Annotated in this window: 21 protein-coding genes and 1 riboswitch; of the genes, 14 read left to right on the forward strand and 7 right to left on the reverse strand. The window is 54.1% G+C overall.

Annotation, left to right across the window (positions count from 1 at the left end):
- From thiS to thiD, 3 genes are read right to left on the reverse strand one after another with little or no spacing between them, the layout of a single operon-like run.
- Complete coding sequence (gene thiS / locus Q4544_RS12845) at nt 1-198, reverse strand: sulfur carrier protein ThiS (protein ID WP_303506864.1); 198 nt, start codon at nt 196-198, stop codon at nt 1-3.
- Entirely contained in the window at nt 182-1,162 is a 981-nt protein-coding gene (locus Q4544_RS12850; RefSeq protein ID WP_303506865.1) for an FAD-dependent oxidoreductase, read from the reverse strand. Before Q4544_RS12850 ends, thiS begins: the two co-directional genes overlap by 17 nt.
- On the reverse strand, nt 1,159-1,956 hold the full coding sequence (gene thiD, locus Q4544_RS12855) for a bifunctional hydroxymethylpyrimidine kinase/phosphomethylpyrimidine kinase (protein WP_303506866.1): 798 nt from the start codon (nt 1,954-1,956) through the stop codon (nt 1,159-1,161). Before thiD ends, Q4544_RS12850 begins: the two co-directional genes overlap by 4 nt.
- Before the next feature lie 59 nt (nt 1,957-2,015).
- Nucleotides 2,016-2,116, reverse strand: a riboswitch (TPP riboswitch).
- Nucleotides 2,117-2,280: 164 nt separating this feature from the next.
- Here thiD and Q4544_RS12860 point away from each other — a divergent pair.
- A complete protein-coding gene (locus Q4544_RS12860; protein ID WP_303506867.1) occupies nt 2,281-2,967 on the forward strand; it encodes a DUF1045 domain-containing protein in 687 nt (228 codons plus the stop codon).
- 4 nt (nt 2,968-2,971) lie between these two features.
- Here Q4544_RS12860 and Q4544_RS12865 read toward each other — a convergent pair whose 3' ends face one another.
- The gene (locus Q4544_RS12865; RefSeq protein WP_303506869.1) at nt 2,972-4,081 is read right to left on the reverse strand and encodes a class I SAM-dependent RNA methyltransferase; all 1,110 of its coding nucleotides are present in this window, start codon (nt 4,079-4,081) and stop codon (nt 2,972-2,974) included.
- Nucleotides 4,082-4,252: 171 nt separating this feature from the next.
- On the opposite strand from Q4544_RS12865, the gene bioB reads away from it, so the two are divergent.
- The 6 genes from bioB to Q4544_RS12895 are packed head-to-tail and all read left to right on the forward strand — an operon-like array spanning nt 4,253 to nt 9,638.
- The gene (gene bioB, locus Q4544_RS12870) at nt 4,253-5,233 is read left to right on the forward strand and encodes a biotin synthase BioB (protein ID WP_303506870.1); all 981 of its coding nucleotides are present in this window, start codon (nt 4,253-4,255) and stop codon (nt 5,231-5,233) included.
- Nucleotides 5,230-6,363, forward strand: a complete 1,134-nt coding sequence (locus Q4544_RS12875) for an 8-amino-7-oxononanoate synthase (RefSeq protein WP_303506872.1) — start codon at nt 5,230-5,232, stop codon at nt 6,361-6,363. The genes bioB and Q4544_RS12875 overlap by 4 nt, the downstream gene beginning before the upstream one ends.
- Complete coding sequence (bioD, locus tag Q4544_RS12880; RefSeq protein WP_303506873.1) at nt 6,360-6,983, forward strand: dethiobiotin synthase; 624 nt, start codon at nt 6,360-6,362, stop codon at nt 6,981-6,983. The genes Q4544_RS12875 and bioD overlap by 4 nt, the downstream gene beginning before the upstream one ends.
- A complete protein-coding gene (gene bioA / locus Q4544_RS12885; protein WP_303506875.1) occupies nt 6,980-8,260 on the forward strand; it encodes an adenosylmethionine--8-amino-7-oxononanoate transaminase in 1,281 nt (426 codons plus the stop codon). Before bioD ends, bioA begins: the two co-directional genes overlap by 4 nt.
- Nucleotides 8,260-8,880, forward strand: a complete 621-nt coding sequence (locus Q4544_RS12890; RefSeq protein ID WP_303506877.1) for a pimeloyl-ACP methyl esterase BioG family protein — start codon at nt 8,260-8,262, stop codon at nt 8,878-8,880. Before bioA ends, Q4544_RS12890 begins: the two co-directional genes overlap by 1 nt.
- Nucleotides 8,877-9,638 carry a methyltransferase domain-containing protein gene (locus tag Q4544_RS12895; RefSeq protein ID WP_303506878.1) on the forward strand — a complete coding sequence of 254 codons (762 nt, stop codon included), beginning with the start codon at nt 8,877-8,879 and terminating at the stop codon, nt 9,636-9,638. Before Q4544_RS12890 ends, Q4544_RS12895 begins: the two co-directional genes overlap by 4 nt.
- Here Q4544_RS12895 and Q4544_RS12900 read toward each other — a convergent pair.
- The 3 genes from Q4544_RS12900 to Q4544_RS12910 all read right to left on the reverse strand — a co-directional run bounded on the left by Q4544_RS12900 (nt 9,635) and on the right by Q4544_RS12910 (nt 12,123).
- On the reverse strand, nt 9,635-10,246 hold the full coding sequence (locus Q4544_RS12900) for a GntR family transcriptional regulator (protein WP_303506879.1): 612 nt from the start codon (nt 10,244-10,246) through the stop codon (nt 9,635-9,637). The two genes, Q4544_RS12895 and Q4544_RS12900, sit on opposite strands and share 4 nt — an antisense overlap.
- 62 nt (nt 10,247-10,308) lie before the next feature.
- A complete protein-coding gene (locus Q4544_RS12905; RefSeq protein WP_303506880.1) occupies nt 10,309-11,055 on the reverse strand; it encodes a polysaccharide deacetylase family protein in 747 nt (248 codons plus the stop codon).
- 126 nt (nt 11,056-11,181) lie between these two features.
- Nucleotides 11,182-12,123, reverse strand: a complete 942-nt coding sequence (locus Q4544_RS12910) for an ROK family protein (protein WP_303506882.1) — start codon at nt 12,121-12,123, stop codon at nt 11,182-11,184.
- Nucleotides 12,124-12,330: 207 nt separating this feature from the next.
- Between Q4544_RS12910 and hemP the strand changes: the two genes are divergently transcribed.
- The 7 genes from hemP (at nt 12,331) to Q4544_RS12945 (ending at nt 21,180) form a co-directional block, all read left to right on the forward strand.
- A complete protein-coding gene (gene hemP, locus Q4544_RS12915; protein ID WP_303506884.1) occupies nt 12,331-12,489 on the forward strand; it encodes a hemin uptake protein HemP in 159 nt (52 codons plus the stop codon).
- Nucleotides 12,490-13,282: 793 nt separating this feature from the next.
- Nucleotides 13,283-14,680 (forward strand): aspartate aminotransferase family protein, encoded by a 1,398-nt coding sequence (locus Q4544_RS12920; RefSeq protein WP_303506886.1) that lies wholly within the window; start codon nt 13,283-13,285, stop codon nt 14,678-14,680.
- A gap of 22 nt (nt 14,681-14,702) precedes the next feature.
- Nucleotides 14,703-15,311, forward strand: coding sequence for a GNAT family N-acetyltransferase (locus Q4544_RS12925; protein ID WP_303506888.1), 609 nt, complete (start codon nt 14,703-14,705; stop codon nt 15,309-15,311).
- A gap of 155 nt (nt 15,312-15,466) precedes the next feature.
- Nucleotides 15,467-16,924, forward strand: coding sequence for a PLP-dependent aminotransferase family protein (locus Q4544_RS12930; RefSeq protein ID WP_303506890.1), 1,458 nt, complete (start codon nt 15,467-15,469; stop codon nt 16,922-16,924).
- A gap of 293 nt (nt 16,925-17,217) precedes the next feature.
- Nucleotides 17,218-18,987, forward strand: coding sequence for a sulfoacetaldehyde acetyltransferase (gene xsc, locus Q4544_RS12935; RefSeq protein WP_303506892.1), 1,770 nt, complete (start codon nt 17,218-17,220; stop codon nt 18,985-18,987).
- A gap of 24 nt (nt 18,988-19,011) precedes the next feature.
- Nucleotides 19,012-20,019, forward strand: a complete 1,008-nt coding sequence (pta, locus tag Q4544_RS12940) for a phosphate acetyltransferase (RefSeq protein WP_303506894.1) — start codon at nt 19,012-19,014, stop codon at nt 20,017-20,019.
- Between the two features lie 171 nt (nt 20,020-20,190).
- Nucleotides 20,191-21,180: a YeiH family protein gene (locus tag Q4544_RS12945; RefSeq protein ID WP_303506896.1), complete on the forward strand. Its 990-nt coding sequence runs from the start codon at nt 20,191-20,193 to the stop codon at nt 21,178-21,180.
- Nucleotides 21,181-21,195 lie beyond the last annotated feature (15 nt).

Here is a 21,195-nt window from a genome sequence, read left to right on the forward strand (position 1 = left end):
TTATCCCCCCTGCCGTGGCGCGACGATCTCTACCCGATCACCTGCGTCCAATTCAGTTGTCTCGCGCAGCGCCGCTGGTACGAAATCTTCGTTCACCGCGGTTGCGACTTTGGCCCCACCATGGCCCAACTCTTCAAGAACAGCCGCCAAAGTGGTGCCCTTTACGTCAATTTTTTCACCGTTAACTACGATCTTCATGCCACACCTCCGGTGTTTTGCCATCCAGCACCAATTGACCCACCATCCGCGCCATCGCGGGGGCCAGCAAATAGCCGTGCCGGAACAATCCATTCACGTAAATCTTGCCATTCTTGCCAGTGATCCTAGGCAAGTTATCTGGAAACGCAGGGCGCGCATCGACGCCGATTTCCAACAGTTCAGCCTCGCCAAAGGCGGGATGCAACGCATAGGCTGCATTCAGCAATTCCATCACAGAACGCACAGTTGCGCGGGTCCGCTCGCCGCTTTCAAGTTGGGTTGCGCCCAGCATGAAAACACCGTCGCCACGCGGCACGATATACAGCGGGAATCGAGGATGCAGCAGGCGCACAGGCCGGGCCAGTTCAACATCTGGCGCGCGTAAAATCACCATTTCGCCTTTCACGCCGCGCAGTTCTGACAAATCGTCCATCGCGGCGAGGCCACGACAATCAATCACTTGGCCAGCGGCCTGCCCCTCTTTCACGAAAGTCACGCCATCGGCTTTCAAACGCTTGCGCAATGCTCGTAGTGTCACACGCGGGTTCAAATGTGCTTCGGCTTGCATGTGCAACGCGCGAGCGAACCGATCTGCAAGCTGCGGCTCCAAAGCCTCAAGTGCTGTTTGATCCAGCAATGTATGGTTTTCTGTTCGACGTGCGAACCGATCCAGTTCCTGACGATCCCGGCCCAGCGCGACAACAACAGAACCTTTGTAGGTCAATTCCGCGCCCTGCGCCTGCCACCAATTGGCAGCCTCGCGTCCTAGGCGGACAACCAGTTCCTCGGCAACTTCGCCTTCGCAATCCGCGGCCAACATACCGCCAGCCCACCAAGAGCACCCATGTGGTCCCGGTTTGCCATTCGGGTCGATCACCGTCACATCGCAGCCACGGCCAGAAAGCTCTGCCGCTACAGTCAAACCGACGACACCGCCGCCAAGAATGGTGACTGTTTGGCTCATGTCCAAGTCTCGTGAAAATGATGCACTGGCCCGTGACCATGGCCGATGTCGATGTGATCGGCAGCCTTAATTGCACCGTGCAGCCATGCATGCGCCCGCGTTAGGGCACCTTGCAAATCAGCACCTTTCGCCAGTTCTGCGGCAATCGCGGATGACATGGTGCAGCCAGTGCCATGTGTATTACGAGTTTGGATGCGCGGCGCTTCAAAATGAATTGCGCCTTCGGAGGTGACAAGCCAATCGCGACAAATCTCGCCTTCGGCATGTCCGCCTTTCATCACAACCGCTTTTGCACCCAACGCCAAAATACGTTGGCCTTGCGCCAATACGGTATCATCGCCAACTGCTTCCGCTTCGCCCAAGATACGCGCAGCTTCGGGCAAGTTTGGCGTCAGTACCGTGGCGCGTGGCAATAGCAATGTAACGAGGGCCTCAACCGCATCATCCGGCAACAAAGCCACGCCGGATTTCGACAACATCACCGGATCCAATACAACAGGCCCCGCAAAGTCTGCCAACGCATCCGTGACGGTTTGAATCAATTCTGGCGAGCCAAGCATGCCGATCTTTACAGCGTGGATGTCGATGTCGTCCAAAACCGCTTTGATCTGGGCTGCGACAACCGCGTTCGAGATTGGCTCAACAGCGGTTACGTCTTGCGTGTTTTGTGCCGTGATAGCCGTGATTGCGCTGGTGCCAAAGACACCCAATGCTGAAAACGTTTTAAGGTCCGCCTGAATACCGGCACCGCCGCCACTATCAGATCCCGCAATTGTAAGAGCCGCTTTCGCCACGCCAAGTCCTCTGTCGTTGTGGTCTTAGGGCTTTGGGGGAGATCATGAGCGGTCGAGCCGCTGTGCCATGGTCCGTTCCCTCCGCCGGTATTGACCGGATCAGGTTCGATGGGTTGGCTATGGCCTCTCAGCTTGCACGCAAGCACCCCAACGGATGGCATGCCCATACCAATTGCGGCCTTGAAACGCAAGGCAAGCACGCGACTGGACTCCTACCAGCGGAATTCTGGTCTCAACATCTTTAGGGGGTGTTAACGGCACATGTCATGCCTATGTTACCTCTGTCTGACACCCCATTTCAGAACATGAATTTGACGAGGCCCCATGCAATTTCAACGCTATGCCATCTACTACACCGCTCCTCCGGGCCCACTGGCAGATTTTGGCGCAGCTTGGCTGGGTTGGGATGTTGCAACCGGCCTGCCTGTGCGCCATCCGATCATTCAGGGTTTGAAAGACAACATCGCAGAGATCACGGAAACACCGCGTAAATATGGATTTCACGGCACCATTAAACCGCCGTTTCGACTAACCGAAGGCTACACAAGCCACGATCTGGCCATCAGCACAAAAGCCCTCTGTCGCGAGCTTGCACCGGTTACCCTAGACGGGCTTGAGTTGGCTCAACTGGGACGCTTCCTTGCATTGGTACCCAAAGGTGACACCACAGCACTGGCGGATTTGGCTGCTGCCGCGGTTCAAACACTAGACCAATTCCGCGCCGCGCCGTCAGATGCAGAGCTTGCGAAACGACGCCAAGCCAATCTATCCGCGCGCCAAGATGCCAATCTAGTTAAATGGGGCTATCCCTATGTGATGGAAGATTTCCGCTTTCACCTCACCCTGACGGGAAAGCTGGAGAAAAAGCGCGCAGCGCGTGTTTTGCAAGCGCTAGAACCTGCGTTGGTCAACACATTACCCAAACCGTTTGAGATCAATCACCTAACCCTCGCAGGCGAAGACAGCGCAGGCCGGTTTCACACAATTGAGCAATTCGAGCTTAAAGGTTGATAGCCTAGAGCGGGCCTGCTTCAAACAGTTTCACCTTTAGTCCGCCATGCGGAATGGGTGGACCGTTTCGCAGACCCGGCAACCCGGTTGCCCGTGCCAAGCCAGTGTCACTGGTAATGATACCCACGCGCCAGCCTTTGAAATCTTCTTTCAGCTTTTGTCCAAGCGAACCGTATAGGCCAAACAACAGCTTCTTATTCCCGATCCGGGCACCATAGGGCGGGTTCACTATGACCAAACCCGGTGCGCAATCAGGGCGTGTCATGTCGCTGATAGCTGCTTTATGAAATGCCGTTACTTCGGCAACTCCGGCTCGTTCCGCATTCGCTTGAGCATTCGCAATCGCGCCTTCGTTGCGATCCGATCCAAAGAAGCGCAAATTCGCAGCCTGCAGTTCATTCGTTTTCAGCGCCTCAAATGCGTCTTGATCAAACGTCGCCAATTGCTCAAATGCGAATTCACGCGAACGACCGGCTTGCAAACCCAACGCCATTTCTGCGGCTTCGATCACAAAGGTTCCTGATCCACACATAGGATCATAAACCGCCTGCGTGCCGTCATAGCCGCAGGACTTCAGAAACAGCGCCGCCAAGGTTTCGCGCATTGGGGCCTTACCAACGGCTTCTTTATGGCCGCGTTTGTGTAATGACTCGCCAGAGGAATCGACACTGATCGTGACCGTATTGTCATCAATCCGTACCTTGATGCTGACAGCGGCCTCGGCCGAAATCTCAGCTCCCAGCTCTTCGGTGATCGCCCGTTCGATCCGCTGTTTTGCCGCACCGGCGTGATAGATCTTAGAGCGCTTGCTCACCACATCCACGCGAACCGGCACGTCAGATCGCAGAATTTCTCCCCACGGAAATTTCCGCGATCGCTTATCCAATTGCGCCGGATGAAACGCCAGAAAGCTACCAATGCGAACCAAAACACGGGTTGCACCACGGAGCTCTAAATTGGCGCGCCAAACATCGGGCCAATCGCCTTCAAACTCCACACCACCCGGTACGGAATGGGCATCAGCCCAGCCCAAACCCTGCGCTTCGTCGCGCAATATGTCTTCGAGACCCGGAGGGCATGCTAAGAAAATCGTCTTGGTGCTGGTCTGTGTCATGGGCCGTCGGTAGGCCGAAATCCGATCAAAGACCACCAGATTGTGCAGAAAAACCAATTTTCTAGAAAAGAAACGTTAGGTTTTTAAGAGTTTCTCTTGAATGGAAGTCTAAAATAGATAAAAAAAACCCAAAGCGACAAATGTTGAATAAATTATCTATAAAGTGAGCCCATGCTAGACAATCCATCCACGCTACGCACCGACTGGACCCGCGAAGAAGCAGACGCGATCTACAACCTGCCCTTTATGGACCTGCTGTTCCGCGCCCAAACTGTACACCGCGAACATTTTGATCCAAACCAAGTACAGCGCTCCAAGCTGTTGTCGATCAAAACCGGCGGTTGCGCCGAAGATTGCGCTTATTGCTCTCAATCCGCACGCAACGGTGCGCAGCTCTCAGCCTCTAAGCTGATCGAAGTTGAGCGTGTGATCTCTGAAGCCAAAAAAGCCAAGGCTGGTGGCGCGACCCGTTATTGCATGGGCGCTGCGTGGCGCTCGCCAAAAGATCGCGACATGGATGTGCTTGAGGCAATGGTGCAAGGCGTCAAAGACCTTGGCATGGAAACCTGCATGACATTGGGTATGCTGGAAGACGATCAAATCTTCCGCCTGCGCGAAAGTGGCTTGGATTACTACAACCACAACATCGACACGTCAGAGCGTTACTATTCTGAAATCATCACCACCCGCACCTTTGCCGACCGCATCGACACGCTAAACCGCGTCCGCGAAGCAGGCATCAAAGTCTGCGCCGGTGGTATTGTTGGCATGGGTGAACAACAAATGGACCGTGTGGACATGCTGCTTGCTTTGGCCACATTGAAAGAGCATCCAGATTCAGTGCCAGTGAACATGCTGATTCCAATCGCTGACACGCCATTGGCTGACGTTGAAAAACTCGACCCAATCGAATTTGTGCGCACCATCGCGCTAGCCCGTATTCTGATGCCAAAGTCGCACGTCCGCCTATCCGCGGGCCGCACTGACATGACTGACGAGTTGCAAGCGATGTGCTTCTTTGCCGGCGCGAACTCAATCTTTGTGGGTGACACCTTGCTAACCGCAGACAACCCCGAAGAAGATCACGATACCAAGCTGTTTGAAAAACTGGGCATCACCGCAATGGCTGTGGGGTGTGACGGCTCCAAATGACCGCCTTCCCGCGGCATCAAGGGGCACTTGATCTGCTAAAGCAGCGATCTCGTTACCGAAGCCTCATGCCCCGCGCGGGGCATGATTTCGCCTCCAACGACTATCTCGGCCTCGCCGGATCAGACCTCTTGCGCCAAGCTGCGCAAGAGGCTTTGGCGCGTGGCGTGCCTGTTGGGGCTGGTGGCTCGCGATTGTTGCGCGGGAACGATGACGAACACAGCTTGCTTGAAACCGAAGCGGCCGAGGTTTTCGGCACAGAACGCGCGCTGTTTATGGGTGGCGGGTTTCAAGCCAATACAGCAATATTCGCGACGCTCCCCGGCCACGACGACCTGATCCTGCACGACGCATTGATCCACGCCAGCGCCCACGACGGCATGCGCCTAGGTCGCGCTAAAACGCAGGCCTTTGCTCATAATGATCCGGCAGCTGCGGAACAGGCGATCCTTGATTGGCAATCCACCAATACGGGCCGTATCTGGCTGGCCATCGAAACCGTCTATTCCATGGATGGTGATAAAGCACGCGTTGCTGAGTTCATGGTGCTCGCCAATAAATACGACGCCGTGCTTGTGGCTGACGAAGCCCACGCGACCGGTGTGTATGGCGCGAATGGGCTTGGCCTAACGCACGCGTTTGCAAGCAACGCCAACTTGCTCACACTACACACCTGCGGCAAAGGCCTTGGCGTATCCGGCGCGCTGATCTGCGGGCACAGTGCATTGATCGATACGCTGATCAACAAAGCCCGCGGTTTTATCTTTGCAACCGCGCCGTCGCCACTAAACGCGGCCATTGTACGTGTCGCCCTGCGCCACCTCGCAGAGAGCACCGATTTGCAGCACCGCGCGCATGACACCATTGCCCACGCACATACCGAGGCCGCGCGGCTTTGCGGTCTCACCGATCCCGAGACGCAGATCATACCAGTCATCATCGGCAAAGATGCCCCAACCATGGAATGCGCCGCTGCAATGCAATCCAAAGGCTACGACATTCGCGGCATTCGCCCCCCAACGGTGCCACGCAACACGTCACGTCTGCGCATTTCGATCACTGGAAACGTCAGCAAACAAGTCATCACCAAAATGTTCACCGACCTCGCACCGCTATTAGAGGCAACATCATGACTAAAATTATCGTCGCAGGCACCGATACGGGCATTGGCAAAACTATCTTTTCAGCAGGCCTAACCCAAGCCCTGCAAGCCACCTATTGGAAGCCCGTTCAAGCCGGCCTTGAAGAAGAGACCGACACAGAAATCGTTGCGCGCCTGACGGGTCAGCCCACCCTACCCGAAGCGATCCGCCTTAAAATGCCCGCCTCGCCGCATCTTTCTGCCGAGGCCGAAGGCCTGATCATCAATCCGACAGCCCTGTCACCACCTACGGTCAAAGGCCCACTTGTGATCGAAGGCGCTGGTGGTCTGCTTGTGCCAGTGAACCGCGATACGCTTTACATTGATGTCTTTGCGACATGGCAACTGCCGGTGATCCTCTGCGCACGCACCCTGCTGGGCACTATCAATCACAGCCTGCTTTCACTGCGCGCCCTAAAAGCGGCGGGGTGCCCTGTTGCAGGCATCGCCTTTATTGGCGACCCGGAACCAGAGGTTGAAGACACGATTACCCAATTCGGTGATACGAAGCATCTTGGCCGCCTTCCTCGCCTCGACAACATCACCAGCGCAACACTGGCAGCGGCCTTTCAAAACATCGATGTCACCTCTATTCGCGAGGCTATGCAATGACCCCGCTTGAATTTGACCAGCATCACCTCTGGCATCCCTACACCAATGTCGCCAAACCCGGCCCGACCTTCCGCGTGTCCGAGGCCGAAGGCGTACACATAACTTTAGACGACGGCACAAAGCTGATCGACGCAATGTCCAGCTGGTGGTGCATGCTGCATGGTCACCGCAATCCATACATCACACAGGCCATTCATGACCAAGTGGACAAGCTTCCGCATGTGATGTTTGGCGGCCTAACACATGATGCGGCCATCGACCTTGGGCGCACCCTTCTCGACATCACACCTACGTCGATGCAGCGGATATTCTATTGCGACAGCGGGTCTGTCGCGGTTGAGGTCGCCATGAAAATGGCTGTGCAATATCAGCATTCCATCGGCCAGCCGCAGCGGTCCAAGTTCCTGACAATTCGCTCGGGCTACCATGGCGATACGTGGAAAGCGATGAGCGTCTGCGATCCCGTCACCGGTATGCACCATCTCTTTCAAGGTGCGCTATCAATCCAGCACTTCGTGCCAAAGCCGCCTGTACAATTGGGTGACGACTGGCCAGAGGACGAAAGCCATAACGGCCTCGCCGAACTGCGCCAAACACTAGAGGCCAATCAAGACATCGCTGCATTTGTCCTTGAACCCATCGTTCAGGGCACCGGCGGCATGTACTTCTATCATCCGGAATACTTGAACGCCGCGCGCCAGTTATGCGACGAACACGGCGTCTTGCTGATCTTTGATGAGATTGCCACAGGCTTCGGCCGCACTGGCAAGCTTTTTGCGACCGATTTCACCAATATAGAGCCTGATATTCTCTGCCTCGGCAAAGCCCTAACGGGCGGCCACATTAGCTTTGCCTGCACTATGACCAACGATCGTGTGGCCAACGGCATCGGCAACGGTAAACCAGGCATCTTTATGCATGGCCCAACATTTATGGCCAACCCAATTGCCTGTGCCGCTGCCAAAGCATCGCTAGAGCTTTTGGGCCAGAATAACTGGCAGGCCCAAACCCAACAGATTGAATCCCAAATGGCCGAGGAACTGGCACCCGCCAATGACCTACCCAACGTTGCCCAAGTCCGCACCCTCGGCGGGATTGCCGTGATCGAAATGGACCATGTCGTCAGCGCGGATCAAGCCCACGGTCTGGCCAAAGAAACCGGTGTTTACCTGCGCCCCTTTGGTACTAAGATTTACACCATGCCGCCGTTCATCAGCACACCCGATGACCTATCTCAGATTAGCGCGGCCATGCTGCGCTTGGCTAAGGAATTGTAATGCAGGCGCGTTGGCTCAAACAATCGAGTGCATCAGAGGTGATTGTAGTCTTCGGCGGTTGGGCTCTTGGCACTGCACCTTTTCTGCATCTCGCGGGCCAGCAAGATGTCCTATTCGTGGACGATTACCGCGAAAACGCTCCACTGCCTGATCTTAGCAACTACGAACACCGAACTGCTGTCGCCTATTCCTTTGGTGTCGCCGCTTTTTGCCATTGGCAAGATCAATTCGCGCAGCAGTTCCACCGTAAAATCGCGATCAATGGCAGCCCCTCGCCTATCGACCGCAAGCTAGGCATCCCGCCGATCATCTTTGACAAAACCCATGACGGGTTAACCACAGATAGCTTTCAGCAATTCCTTGGCCATTGCTACAATGCGGACCAACCGCACCTAGACATAGATGTCGACGCCCGCAAAGCAGAGCTTGCCGCCGTCAAGTCCCGCGGACCAACCCCCGCGCCCCAATTCGATAAAATTTGGATCAGCACCGCAGATCGCATCTTTCCAGCGGCCAACCTGCGTCGCGCTTGGGCTGCGCAGGCCGCGAATATCCAAGAGCTAGACGCACCTCATGTGCCGTTCGCGCATTGGGACAGCTGGAACGAGGTAATCAAATGAAAGACCTCCCCACGCAGCCAAACCAGACACGCGTTCAACAAAGCTTTCGTCGCGGTTTAGACACCTATCATTCCGCCGCAACGCATCAGGCCGACATCGCAAATCGTTTGGCCGAGTGCCTGGCAACCGTCGCTCCAAACGCCTTAACCAACGTATTTGAATTCGGCGTGGGCACCGGCCATCTGACCCAAGCGATACAAGACCGCTTCACCGTCAACAATTTGCGACTGAACGACCTTGTTCCTGAATGCGCGGCCTTTGCACCAAGCACGGCCACCTTCTTAGACGGCCCAGTGCAACAAGTTCCGCTACCAAATGACCTCGACCTGATCTGTTCTGCAAGCACCGTCCAATGGCTCGACGACCTACCAACGACAATCAGTCAGCTTTCCAACCATCTACGCACCGGTGGCTGGCTCGCCCTGTCCAGCTTTGGCACCGCTCAGTTCCACGAGCTGCGCAGCCTAGGCTCCAACGCGGCAGCTCCGAGCTATTGCGACGCCGAAGATTGGCGCGCCATCTTGCCCAAAACAATGAAGATCAAACACCTGTCCCAAGCACGGCGAGTGGAATGGTTCCCCAATGCCATCGCTTTACTGCGCCATTTGCGGGACACAGGCGTCAACGGCGCAGCATCGCAAAAGTGGTCAGCGAAAGACTTAAAAGCCTTCGAAACAAGTTACAGAGACCGCTTTGGCACTCCGCAAGGCTTGCCGCTGTCATATGACCCCGTATGGGTCATCGCCCAAAAGGCCTAGGCCAGCCGCGTTAAGTGCCGTTGTAAAACCGAAACAGCCGCATCGACATCCCGCTTATGGATCGCCAGCATAATCGCCCGATGATCCCGGTCTGTCCGTTCTACCCAATTCTTGGAATAGGTCGCCAACAAATGTCGTGCGCTCAGCAGCTGTAAATCAACCACCTCTGCCAGCAAGCGCGGCATGCCACAGGCGGCTAAGATCGCCAGATGAAACCGCCGGTTTTCACGTTCCCACGTTACGATGTCTTTCGCTGTGTCACAGGCCACACGCGCGTCTTCAGCTTTGGCACGTTGCTCGGGCGTCAATCGCATCACGGAATGTCGCAAAGCAACAGGCTCTAACGCCAACCGCATCTCACGCACCTCTTGCATATCTGCCGGATCAAAGGGCGCAACTCGCACACCACGGCGCGGCAGGCTAACCGCCAATCCACGTGCTTCCAGGCGAAGCAATGCCTCACGAACAGGCACATGGCTGGTTTCAAAGGTTTTCGCGATATGATCCTGGCGCAGCTTTTCATCCGGCACCAAATCACCGCGCACAATCTGCTCGGTCAATGCCTGCATGATCTGATCAGAAATCGTAATTTTGGTCGTTTGCGCCATGCGTTACTGTTAAGAACGCGGCACTCCCATGGCAAGACTGAATGCGCTCAATAACCCGGCGATTAAGGGTGTTCAAAAATCTCAAACGGCCCTTCGGTCAGCTCTAGCCAGAATTGTCGGCAAAATTCCCAAACATCCGGCGTATGCGCCAAATGATGTGTCAGCAGGCCAAATGGCTCGGTATTGTCCAACTTCCCTTGCCTGCGTTTTTTCAACAGTCGCTCTGTCTTTTCGATAATCAACTGTGGCGCAGACAACCCGCGCGATGGCCGCCAATACAGCGGATCAATATGCGTGTTGATCTGCAGCAAGCCTTCGGCCGCCTCAACGTTCTCGCGCGGATGGCATGTCGAGACTGATTTATACCCAAGCTGCGCCAATTCAGGCAGGAAGCTTACGGGAATACGGTTCCAAGGCGGCACAAACATCGGTGTCATAGAGTCGCCAAACATCTCTGTCAGGCGACGCAATCCTTCGCCTGCTTCTTCGCACCGAATGTGAATTGGCCGGTTCTCTCCGAATTCACCACGCGTCTTTTCAGCAGGCTGATGATTTGTATGTGACCAACCATGAACGACAGGACGTAAATTCGATCTGTCACGCACATATTCGGCTAAACCCATCGTGGCATCGCGCGGAATGACGGCCAAATGCACCGGGACACCAACGGAATCGGACAACACGGCCAGCTCATCCAACGCTTCGGTTGGACGGGTCGCATCATCATCGCGCCACCAAATGGGATACTGCATCCCTTTGCGTCGCCACCGATCAAGCTCCACCCGTAAAGGTGTCCAATCTAGGTTCATGTGCTTCTTACTCCGGTTCCGGAAAATAGCCGTAACCACCTCGGTTAGCCTAATAAATTAAGACCAACTTGCGCTTCTAAAGCAGCAAAAGCAATTCTTACACCCTTAGATTGAATTACTTGAGAGCTAAACCGCGCGCGCGGTCAGCTGGCGCAAGTGACGCGCGCAGCCTTTCAAAGCGGCGAAGTCGTCTTCGATCAAAATAACAGGAAAAGAACCAGCCAGCTCAGAGAACCCGCCCTTATCCGCCATTGCCGCTTCAAATCCCAACGCGGACATATGTGGCGCAATCGCACGTGAAACACCCCCCGTCAGGTAGATCCCACCAAAGGGAAGATGGGATAGCGCGTAGTCCCCAATAACGGCGCCCAGCAACGCCATGTAATCCGCCATTGCGGCACGGGCTGCAGGCTCTTTCGCATCAAATTCCGCCATAATCTTGGCAGCAGACAACGCCGTGCCATTATGGAATCTGTACAAATTTTCAATACCTTGTCCCGCCAGCGCGACCTCAATTGACGGGTATCCACATTCCTGCTTTAGCCAGTCGCACAAGGCTGCCTGATCCGCACGATATGGCAAACTTGCGTGTCCGCCTTCACATGATGGCGCGACCAATTCACCCCCGACCCGGTGGACAGGGACGATATTCATACCGGTGCCTAAACCAACAACCAAACGTGGGCCATCTGATGCTGTGCCCTCTTTTAAAACGCGCGTCGACGCTTCGGTCAGATCATCCAGTGCCAGACCTTGCGCTGGCAGGTCGTTGATCACATCCGTGACTTTTGCGCCGGTCATTTTCTGCAAAACGTTGTAGTCAATGTGCCAATCAAGGTTGGTCATTTGCGCAACCCCCTGTTGCACGGGACCAGCCGCGCCAGCACAAGCGCCAGCCAACTCACCCGGCTGAGCGTCTTGCAAATAGGCCTCTAGAACTGTTTCAAAGCTGGCATTCTCGGCATTCTGGTATCGGCGTGTCGTTGCCTCAATCAAGCCAGTATCATCCGCCAACCCCACCCGGGTATTTGTGCCACCAATATCAGCAACAAGGTATTTTCCAGCCATGATGGACCTCCGACGTCTATTAATGTTGGCGCTAACTTGCATGGCATATGCTGAATTAAATCAGCGTTCCAGTGGTTTGGATTCAACGTGTAACAAATCAACAGCTTTTCACAAATCCGCCCAAGTACCCGACTAAATAAATCAACAATTGACTCTTCCGACAAAAATAGTCAGATATTATATATCTACAGCGAGAGGACACGACTCATGAATATGCAAACCCCTATTTCCGATCTTTTCTCAGACACCCCAATTCACGATGCCAATGCAATGACTGGCCAAAATGGCTTGGCCCGGATCGTGCTAAACGACCAAATCTACACCCTACGCATCACCCGCGCCGGTAAATTGATCCTAACAAAGTGATCAACGAAAAAGGGCGGCCCTAAGACCGCCCTTTCGCTTTGTCGGTGTAAAGGAATTAACCTTTGCCTTTCCAAGGCACCAAAGTCCGCTCGGCATAGCGTATCAGGATAATCCCCATAATCACGATATCGGTGTTCTGGAACTTGGACGCAGCAATTTCGAACGCCATGCGGCGACAAGAGCAGTGTCGTTCTTAGCAAAGCCATCACCTGGCTCTACTGCGATTCCTTCGGCGCTTTCGCCTGCACGATGAACGCGGAAAGAAACGATTGCGTCATCCCTGCTGCCGTCCGAAGCCTCCGCCGTATAGGTAAACGACGTGTCACCACATATGGCCCGGGCGCGTGCAAGAAGCCGACAAAATGTGCCTTAAGCTTCATCTTCAATTAGCTCCCGTGTAAGGGCCCCGTCTTTAAAAAACGGCAATATTGGCTGCGCAGTCTTTTAATTTTGCTGTCTTGCCGTTCATCCGGTCAGTTTGCTCGGACAACTATGATCCGCACGGAAAAAGGGCCTGGCGGTCAATATTTTTTCACCAAACCGTGCACGTGCGCTCCAAATGAAATCACGCGCAACAGCGCCGAGTTTTCATTTTTTCATTATTTTTCAATGAAATAGCATTTACCTCTCCACTCAAACCTCATCACACTTCAGGATTCTGGACTTAATTTCAAAATGCACTGGCCCTATTTAATCACCTTATTTTGCGGCGAGGATAGACCTATCAACTGGCCAGCGACTCTGGTCTCATTTCTGTTCCGCGCATGAAGCGCTGCAAATAAGGTGATCCACCATGGATGGTTCCTATACTGACAATGACCTATCAAAGGTCATCGCCGCCGATAAAGCCAATGTTTGGCACCACTTAGTCCAACATAAGCCCTTTGAGACAAGCGATCCGCGTATCATTGTCGAAGGTAAAGGCATGCGCGTCTGGGATCAGAACGGCAAAGAATTTCTTGATGCCGTTTCCGGAGGCGTCTGGACTGTTAATGTCGGCTACGGCCGCGCAGCCATCGCAGATGCGGTGCGCGACCAACTGATGAAACTTTGCTACTTCGCACAAACTGCGGGCTCTATCCCGGGTTCTCAATTCGCGGAAAAGCTCATCAGTAAAATGCCGGGCATGACCCGTGTTTATTACACAAACTCTGGATCCGAGGCGAACGAGAAAGCCTTCAAGATGATCCGCCAGATCGCCCATAAAAAAAATGGCGGCAAAAAGCACAAAATTCTCTACCGCGACCGTGACTATCACGGCTCTACCCTTGGCTCTATGTCATGTGGCGGCCAAGATGAGCGCAACGCACAATACGGGCCATTCGCCCCAGGGTTCGTGCGTTTCCCACACTGCATGGAATACCGCAAAGAAGAACTGGGTCTTGGCCACTTGTCGGGCAAAGACTTCGGTATCGCAGCAGCGAACCTGATCGAAGACGTTATTCTGAAAGAAGGCCCAGAAACTGTTGGTGCGCTTTGCTTTGAGCCAATCACCGCAGGTGGTGGCGTCATCGAAGCACCAGAAGGCTACTGGCCACGCGTCGCAGAAATTTGCGAAAAGTACGACATCCTTCTGCATATCGACGAAGTCGTTTGTGGCGTTGGTCGGACCGGCGAATGGTTCGGTTACCAGCACTACGGTATCAAACCTGACTTCGTCACAATGGCAAAAGGTGTGGCGTCTGGCTATGCAGCCATCGCGTGCCTTGTCACCACAGAAGAAGTCTTTGACCATTTCAAAGACGACGCTTCCGATCCAATGAGCTACTTCCGCGACATTTCTACCTTTGGTGGTTGCACTGCGGGTCCAGCAGCGGCTCTGGCAAACATGCAGATCATCGAAGATGAAAGCCTCCTAGAGAACTGCAAAGAAATGGGTGCGCGCATGAACGCAAACCTACATGCACTCATGGAAAAGCACAGCGTCATCGGTGATGTGCGCGGCAAAGGCCTGTTCCAAGGCTGTGAACTGGTCGCGGATCGCGAGACCAAAGAACCTGTGGCAGAAGCAGACGCGCAAAAAGTTGTCGCTGAATGTGCTGCGCAGGGTGTGATCATCGGCGTGACCAACCGCTCCATTCCGGGTCGGAACAACACGCTGTGCTTTAGCCCTGCATTGATCGCAACAGCAGACGACATCGATCAAATCACAAATGCCGTCGATGTTGCACTGACCAAGGTCTTCGGGTAAATCCGGCTCGCCAGCGCCAGAAATGGCGCTGGCAGTCTCATTAACCACCGAAAGCCTCTCCATGTGGCCTGCTCCTAAATTACTTTGTGGTACGCGCGTGTCGCTACTGCCCCTATCGCATACCCATGCGACCGGGCTTTGCATGGCATCCAAGGCACAAGACCACATGCCCAAGGGCTGCCGCATTCCACCAGCACACGACATCCCCGGCGAGGTTTCATACCTACTAGAACGCCAAGCCGATGGTCTTGCGCTGCCATATGCCATCCAAGCAAGCGATGATCGCATTTTAGGCATCAGCGGTTTCTCTCACATTGACCGTGCGCATAAGCGGCTAGAAATTGGCGGTACTTGGCTAGCAAAGGCATCTCCGGCGGAATTTACAGAAATGATGGTCATGCTGCTGACCTACGGATTCCAAATTGCAAAAGCCGCCACCATTCAGATGCGCGCTCCAGCCGATCACGCCGCGCACCGTCAACTTTTGTCAGACCTCGGCGCCCAATTGGATGGAATCCTGCGGGGCGAGACCGTCGCCAAGGACGGCACACCCCAAGACATCGCGGTCTATTCAATCATCATGTCAGAGTGGTCAAATACCCGCGACGTGCTGTTAGCTAAACTGCAATAAATCAATCACATACCCTAGAATTCAATCGTACGTTTCGCGACTCGAAACCGGCGAATTGTCACATCGGTTGCAATCTCGCCAAAAACACTGAAAAATGAATTCATGGTCGCATAAGTCCAGTTTTCCAACGCAAACAGACCAGATGAAGGGCGCGCATGTCGATCTCAGTGGATACCTTCTTTCTGAACCCACAGTTTCAGGGAACTCTGCAATCGCAGATCCAACAGATGATCGCAGAAGGCATTCTGTCTGGCCGTTTTCGTCAGGGTGAAAAACTCCCCTCAACGCGCAAGCTCGCAAAACACCTTGGCGTTAGCCGAATTACTGTAACGCTCGCCTACACCGAATTGCTGGCTAATGATTACCTATCGTCCCGAGGACGCTCTGGGTATTTCGTATCCGAAAACGCACCTGAGCCGCCCCCGTTTCACGCCGTGCGCCAGAATGGCGACATGGTCGATTGGTCCCGTGCAATTGGCCGCCGCTACACAGGCGGTGACACCCCTCGCAAGCCGATAGATTGGGCCAAGTTCAAGTATCCATTCATCTACGGCCAGACCGATGCCAGCCTGTTTGACCATGCCAACTGGCGCCTCTGCGCGATTCAAGCTCTTGGCCAAAAAGACTTCGCTGCGCTCACCACGGACTACTGTGACCAAGATGATGAACGCCTTGTGGAGTTCATTGTACGCCATACGTTACCGCGCCGCGGGATCGTTGCCCGTCCCGAAGAAGTACTCGTCACACTTGGTGCACAAAACGCGCTCTGGCTAACCGCCCAAGTGCTTTTGACCCAAAGACGCACCGCGGCCATCGAAGATCCCTGTTACCACGCTTTGCGCGACATTCTCACGCAATCTCGCTGCCACCTTGTACCGCTGCCGGTGGATCGGGATGGCCTGCCACCACACGCTATCCCCCCGGAAACAGACGTTATTTTCGCGACGCCAAGCCATCAATGCCCCACAACGGCAACCATGCCGATGAGCCGTCGCGAAGCATTACTGGACCGAGCACGCGAGCTAGACGCCCTTATTGTCGAAGACGACTACGAGTTCGAGATGTCCTTCCTCAATGCCCCGTCTCCTGCATTGAAATCATTGGATAAAGACGGTCGTGTCATCTACGTCGGCAGCTTTTCCAAGTCGATTTTTCCGGGTCTTCGTCTAGGCTACCTCGTCGGCTCAGAAAGCTTCATCAACGAAGCCCGCGCGCTTCGCGCTTCGGTCTTGCGTCACCCACCTGGCCACACCATGCGCACCGCCGCATACTTTTTATCGTTGGGTCACTACGATGCTTTGATCCGACGCTTGCGTATCGGCCTCAAGGAACGTCGCGAGATTATGCAAGAGGCCATTCACGAACACGGGCTGACAATCGCCGGCCAAGGTGCCCATGGTGGCAGCTCACTCTGGATGCGTGCACCGCAAGGCACCAATACCGAACATTTGTATAACGCCTTGCAGGCCAAAGGGGTCTTAATCGAACCTGGCCGTCCCTTCTTTTACGGCGACCACCGTCCAAACGAATTCTATCGCCTTGCCTACTCGTCGATTCCAACGAACCGCATTTCTGACGGCATTCGCATTATTGCCGAAGAACTCAACCGTTAAGCCAAGACCACAAATCCACATCCCACGAGCCAACCTTCAGCCCCAAAAGGGTTCAAGAAGATAGATGCGGTGTGTCGTGTAAGATTGTTTGACTTTTGAGACTAAAAGTGTCAATAATCACCCGGATAGCAAAATACCTTAACGTTTGCGGGGGAATCGGTGGAATCAGCATGCCTAAATCAACTGGCTATATCCCGGACAGTTTATTGGGCCTACTGGCACTATTGATCACCACGTAATCTAACCCAGCCCGAGTAACCCTCGACCTTTTCTCATTCTCAGGAGATGAACCCATGAAAATGACCACCGAAGAAGCCTTTGTAAAAGTGCTTCAGATGCACGGCATCGATAATGCTTTTGGTATTATCGGCTCCGCAATGATGCCGATTTCCGATCTTTTCCCTGCGGCTGGGATCAAATTCTTTGACTGCGCGCACGAATGTAATGCCGGCATGATGGCCGACGGTTACACACGTGCAACCGGCAAGATGTCCATGATGGTTGCCCAAAACGGCCCAGGCATCACTTCCTTGGTAACACCGATCAAAACAGCATACTGGAACCACACTCCACTGCTGGTCGTGACACCACAGGCTGCAAACAAAACCATCGGCCAAGGTGGCTTCCAAGAAGTAGAGCAAATGGCTCTTCTTGAAGACATGGTTGCATACCAAGAAGAAGTTCGCGATCCATCCCGTATCGCCGAAACTCTGAACCGCGTTATCCTACAAGCGAAACGCGCATCTGCACCTGCACAAATCAACATCCCTCGTGACTTCTGGACTCAGGTTATCGACATTGAGCTTCCAGCGATTGTTGAATTTGAGCGCCCACAAGGTGGCGAAGAGGCTGTTGCAAAAGCGGCTGAGCTTCTGTCCAATGCGAAATTCCCAGTAATCTTGAACGGCGCTGGCGTTGTTCTTGGTGGCGCAATCGAAGATTCTGCTGCACTTGCAGAGCGTCTGACTGCTCCAGTTTGTGTTGGCTACCAGCACAACGATGCGTTCCCTGGCTCTCACCCACTGTTTGCTGGTCCTCTGGGCTACAACGGCTCCAAAGCAGGTATGGAACTGATCGCGAAAGCGGACGTTGTTCTAGCTTTGGGTACACGCTTGAACCCATTCTCCACTCTTCCAGGCTACGGCATCGACTACTGGCCACGTGACGCGAAGATCATCCAGGTTGACATCAACCCTGATCGTATCGGTCTGACTAAGCCAGTTACTGTTGGTATCGTTGGCGACGCAAAGAAAGTTGCACAAGGCATCTTGTCTCGTCTGACTGACAATGCAGGTGAAGAAGGCCGCGAAGAGCGCAAGAACACTATCGCTCAGTCCAAGTCCGCATGGGCACAAGAACTGACATCCATGGACCACGAAGACGACGATCCAGGCACAACTTGGAACGAACGTGCGCGTGACCGTGAGCCAGGCAAAATGTCTCCTCGTATGGCATGGCGCGCAATCCAAGCTGCTCTGCCTAAAGAAGCGATCATCTCTTCTGACATCGGCAACAACTGCGCAATCGGTAACGCATACCCAGCGTTCGAAGACGGTCGTAAGTACCTTGCACCTGGCCTATTCGGTCCATGTGGTTACGGTTTCCCAGCGATCTGTGGCGCGAAAGTGGGTTGCCCTGATGTTCCAGTTGTTGGCTTTGCTGGCGACGGCGCGTTCGGTATCTCCATGAACGAAATGGTTTCGGTTAACCGTGATGATTGGCCTCCAATCACAATGGTTATCTTCCGTAACTACCAGTGGGGTGCTGAAAAGCGTAACACCACACTTTGGTTCAAAGACAACTTCGTTGGTACAGAACTGTCCCAAGAAGTGTCCTACGCAGGCATCGCAAAAGCATGTGGCGTTCACGGTGTTGCAGTAACTTCCATGGAAGAGCTGACAACTGAGTTGGACAAAGCGGTTAAGCGTCAGATGAATGAGAAAGAAACAACATTCATCGAAATCTTGCTGAACCAAGAGCTGGGTGAACCATTCCGTCGTGACGCGATGAAACCACCAGTATCCGTTGCGGGTATCAACCGCGACGACATGAAATCTCAGTAATATAGTCGAATAAGGACGGACCCTATGACACTTCTGCCGCAAGAACTGCTGCAATCATCGGCTCCGTCCGAACGGCCTGTTATTTCCTTATGCGAAGGCAGTGATCCCCGCGTTGTCGCGGGGGCGCTCGCCGCCCACCAAGCCAATCTGGCTGATATTATTCTCGTTGGTGATGCTGATGCGATCCGCGCCGAGCTTTCCGCTCAGGGCGCGTCCGAGAGCGACGGCATTCAAATCCACGACCCGATGACCTCTCCACTTACACCAGAATTTGCAGCGGCCTTTCATGAGCTGCGCAAACACAAAGGTGTCGACGAGGCAAAAGCCCTAAAGACAGTGCAAACTGCAGTCGTCTACGCCGCGATGCTTGTGCGTTTGGACTATGCCACAGGCACCGTTGGCGGCGCAGTACACACAACCGGCGATATTGTCCGCTCTGCGATTCAAGTCATCGGCATGGCACAAGATGCAGCCATGGTTTCCAGCTTTTTCCTGATGTACCCGCCGAAAGACGCCCCAGAAGGCGCGCGCGCGATGCTGTATTCCGATTGCGGCTTGGTCATCGACCCCAGCGCAAAAGAGCTGTCAGAAATCGCAAAAGCCTCTGCACAATCTTGCAAAGCTCTTCTGCGCCAAGACCCAAAGATTGCCTTCCTGTCCTTCTCAACAATGGGCAGCGCTAAACACCCAGCCGTCGATAAAGTCTCCGAAGGTCTGTCTTTGCTCAAAGAAGCGGCGCCAGAGATCGAAGCAGATGGCGAACTTCAATTTGATGCGGCCTTCACAGCCTCCGTCGGTCAACGCAAAGCACCAGAATCTACTGTTGCAGGCCATGCCAACGTCATGATTTTCCCAAATCTAGATGCAGGCAACATCGGCTACAAGATCACACAACGTGTGGGCGGATACGCGGCCATCGGCCCGGTCATGCAAGGCCTCGCAAAGCCCGCAAACGACCTGTCACGAGGGTGCAGCGCCGAGGATGTAACGCAAATGATCGCGGTAACCGTCTTACAGGCGCAAAATGGGTAACAGATGTCGCCATTCGCCTTGACGAACGGCCCTACTTCGTCGCCCATACGCAGAACCAAGTTCGGGGACATGTCGGCAAATCGGAATAAACGACCACCTAATCAAGAAGTGTAGAAAGATATCCTAGCAATGACTTCATTGGAAAACAAAAGCTCCCAGCTCTTTGCCAGGATGACACAGCAGACTCGCATCAATTTCCCAGGTGTGATCGTCGCAATTATGGTAGCAATCGCCGCCAAATTTCTGTCCGAACACTACGCAACACCTGCCATGCTTTTGGCCCTGTTGCTTGGAATCGCACTAAGCTTCCTTTCAGAAGACGGCAAAACCGTTGCCGGAATCGGATTTTCCGCGCGTACCCTACTACGGACCGGCGTTGCACTCTTGGGGGTCCGGATCTCAATCGACTTGATGTCGGGCCTCGGATCAGAGCTCATTCTTCTGGTTATCGCAGGCGTCATCGCCACGATCGCCTTTGGCCTTTTGACAGCACGCATCTTTGGTCACAAATGGCGCTTTGCTTTTCTGACGGCGGGTTCCGTTGCAATCTGTGGCGCATCGGCTGCGATGGCGATCATTGCAATCCTTCCGCGCGACGAACGTTCTGAAGAGCGCCTGATTTTCACTGTCATGGGCGTTACCGTTCTGTCGACAATCGCGATGATTGCTTACCCCGTTTTGTCCAACTACCTTGAACTAACCGAGCTTCAGGCAGGTGTGTTCTTAGGCGGTACAATCCACGACGTTGCGCAGGTTGTTGGCGCGGGCTTCTCAATTTCCGAGCAAACCGGCGATACGGCCACTTTGGTCAAATTGATCCGCGTTGCGATGCTCGCACCTGTCGTTTTGATCGCATCTCTATTGATCCGCAACTTTGCGGAACTACCCGAAGACGGCAAGCGCCCTCCAATCCTTCCAACATTCGTGATTGGTTTCTTGGTCCTAGCCGCTCTGAATTCCGCTCACCTTATTCCAACGGCTGTTGCAGACTTTCTTAGCCAAAGCTCACGCTGGCTACTGCTTGTCGCGATTGCGGCCGTTGGCATGAAAACCAATCTCAAACAGATCCTATCAGTTGGCGGTGCCGCCATTGCTTTGATTATCCTCGAAACAGTCTTCATCGCAGGATTCATCCTCGCCGGGATCAAAATTCTGACGTGACTAGATAAAAAAAGA

It is taken from the genome of Cognatishimia sp. 1_MG-2023, from assembly GCF_030548175.1.
Classification (GTDB): domain Bacteria; phylum Pseudomonadota; class Alphaproteobacteria; order Rhodobacterales; family Rhodobacteraceae; genus Cognatishimia.

What these genes read in the sequence shown, in the direction of transcription:
- thiS (WP_303506864.1), bottom strand. Translation starts at nt 198, where the DNA reads ATGAAGATCGTAGTTAACGGTGAAAAAATTGACGTAAAGGGCACCACT.
- Q4544_RS12850 (WP_303506865.1), bottom strand. Translation starts at nt 1,162, where the DNA reads ATGAGCCAAACAGTCACCATTCTTGGCGGCGGTGTCGTCGGTTTGACT.
- Q4544_RS12860 (WP_303506867.1), top strand. Translation starts at nt 2,281, where the DNA reads ATGCAATTTCAACGCTATGCCATCTACTACACCGCTCCTCCGGGCCCA.
- Q4544_RS12865 (WP_303506869.1), bottom strand. Translation starts at nt 4,081, where the DNA reads ATGACACAGACCAGCACCAAGACGATTTTCTTAGCATGCCCTCCGGGT.
- bioB (WP_303506870.1), top strand. Translation starts at nt 4,253, where the DNA reads ATGCTAGACAATCCATCCACGCTACGCACCGACTGGACCCGCGAAGAA.
- Q4544_RS12875 (WP_303506872.1), top strand. Translation starts at nt 5,230, where the DNA reads ATGACCGCCTTCCCGCGGCATCAAGGGGCACTTGATCTGCTAAAGCAG.
- bioD (WP_303506873.1), top strand. Translation starts at nt 6,360, where the DNA reads ATGACTAAAATTATCGTCGCAGGCACCGATACGGGCATTGGCAAAACT.
- bioA (WP_303506875.1), top strand. Translation starts at nt 6,980, where the DNA reads ATGACCCCGCTTGAATTTGACCAGCATCACCTCTGGCATCCCTACACC.
- Q4544_RS12890 (WP_303506877.1), top strand. Translation starts at nt 8,260, where the DNA reads ATGCAGGCGCGTTGGCTCAAACAATCGAGTGCATCAGAGGTGATTGTA.
- Q4544_RS12895 (WP_303506878.1), top strand. Translation starts at nt 8,877, where the DNA reads ATGAAAGACCTCCCCACGCAGCCAAACCAGACACGCGTTCAACAAAGC.
- Q4544_RS12900 (WP_303506879.1), bottom strand. Translation starts at nt 10,246, where the DNA reads ATGGCGCAAACGACCAAAATTACGATTTCTGATCAGATCATGCAGGCA.
- Q4544_RS12905 (WP_303506880.1), bottom strand. Translation starts at nt 11,055, where the DNA reads ATGAACCTAGATTGGACACCTTTACGGGTGGAGCTTGATCGGTGGCGA.
- Q4544_RS12910 (WP_303506882.1), bottom strand. Translation starts at nt 12,123, where the DNA reads ATGGCTGGAAAATACCTTGTTGCTGATATTGGTGGCACAAATACCCGG.
- hemP (WP_303506884.1), top strand. Translation starts at nt 12,331, where the DNA reads ATGAATATGCAAACCCCTATTTCCGATCTTTTCTCAGACACCCCAATT.
- Q4544_RS12920 (WP_303506886.1), top strand. Translation starts at nt 13,283, where the DNA reads ATGGATGGTTCCTATACTGACAATGACCTATCAAAGGTCATCGCCGCC.
- Q4544_RS12925 (WP_303506888.1), top strand. Translation starts at nt 14,703, where the DNA reads ATGGCGCTGGCAGTCTCATTAACCACCGAAAGCCTCTCCATGTGGCCT.
- Q4544_RS12930 (WP_303506890.1), top strand. Translation starts at nt 15,467, where the DNA reads ATGTCGATCTCAGTGGATACCTTCTTTCTGAACCCACAGTTTCAGGGA.
- xsc (WP_303506892.1), top strand. Translation starts at nt 17,218, where the DNA reads ATGAAAATGACCACCGAAGAAGCCTTTGTAAAAGTGCTTCAGATGCAC.
- pta (WP_303506894.1), top strand. Translation starts at nt 19,012, where the DNA reads ATGACACTTCTGCCGCAAGAACTGCTGCAATCATCGGCTCCGTCCGAA.
- Q4544_RS12945 (WP_303506896.1), top strand. Translation starts at nt 20,191, where the DNA reads ATGACACAGCAGACTCGCATCAATTTCCCAGGTGTGATCGTCGCAATT.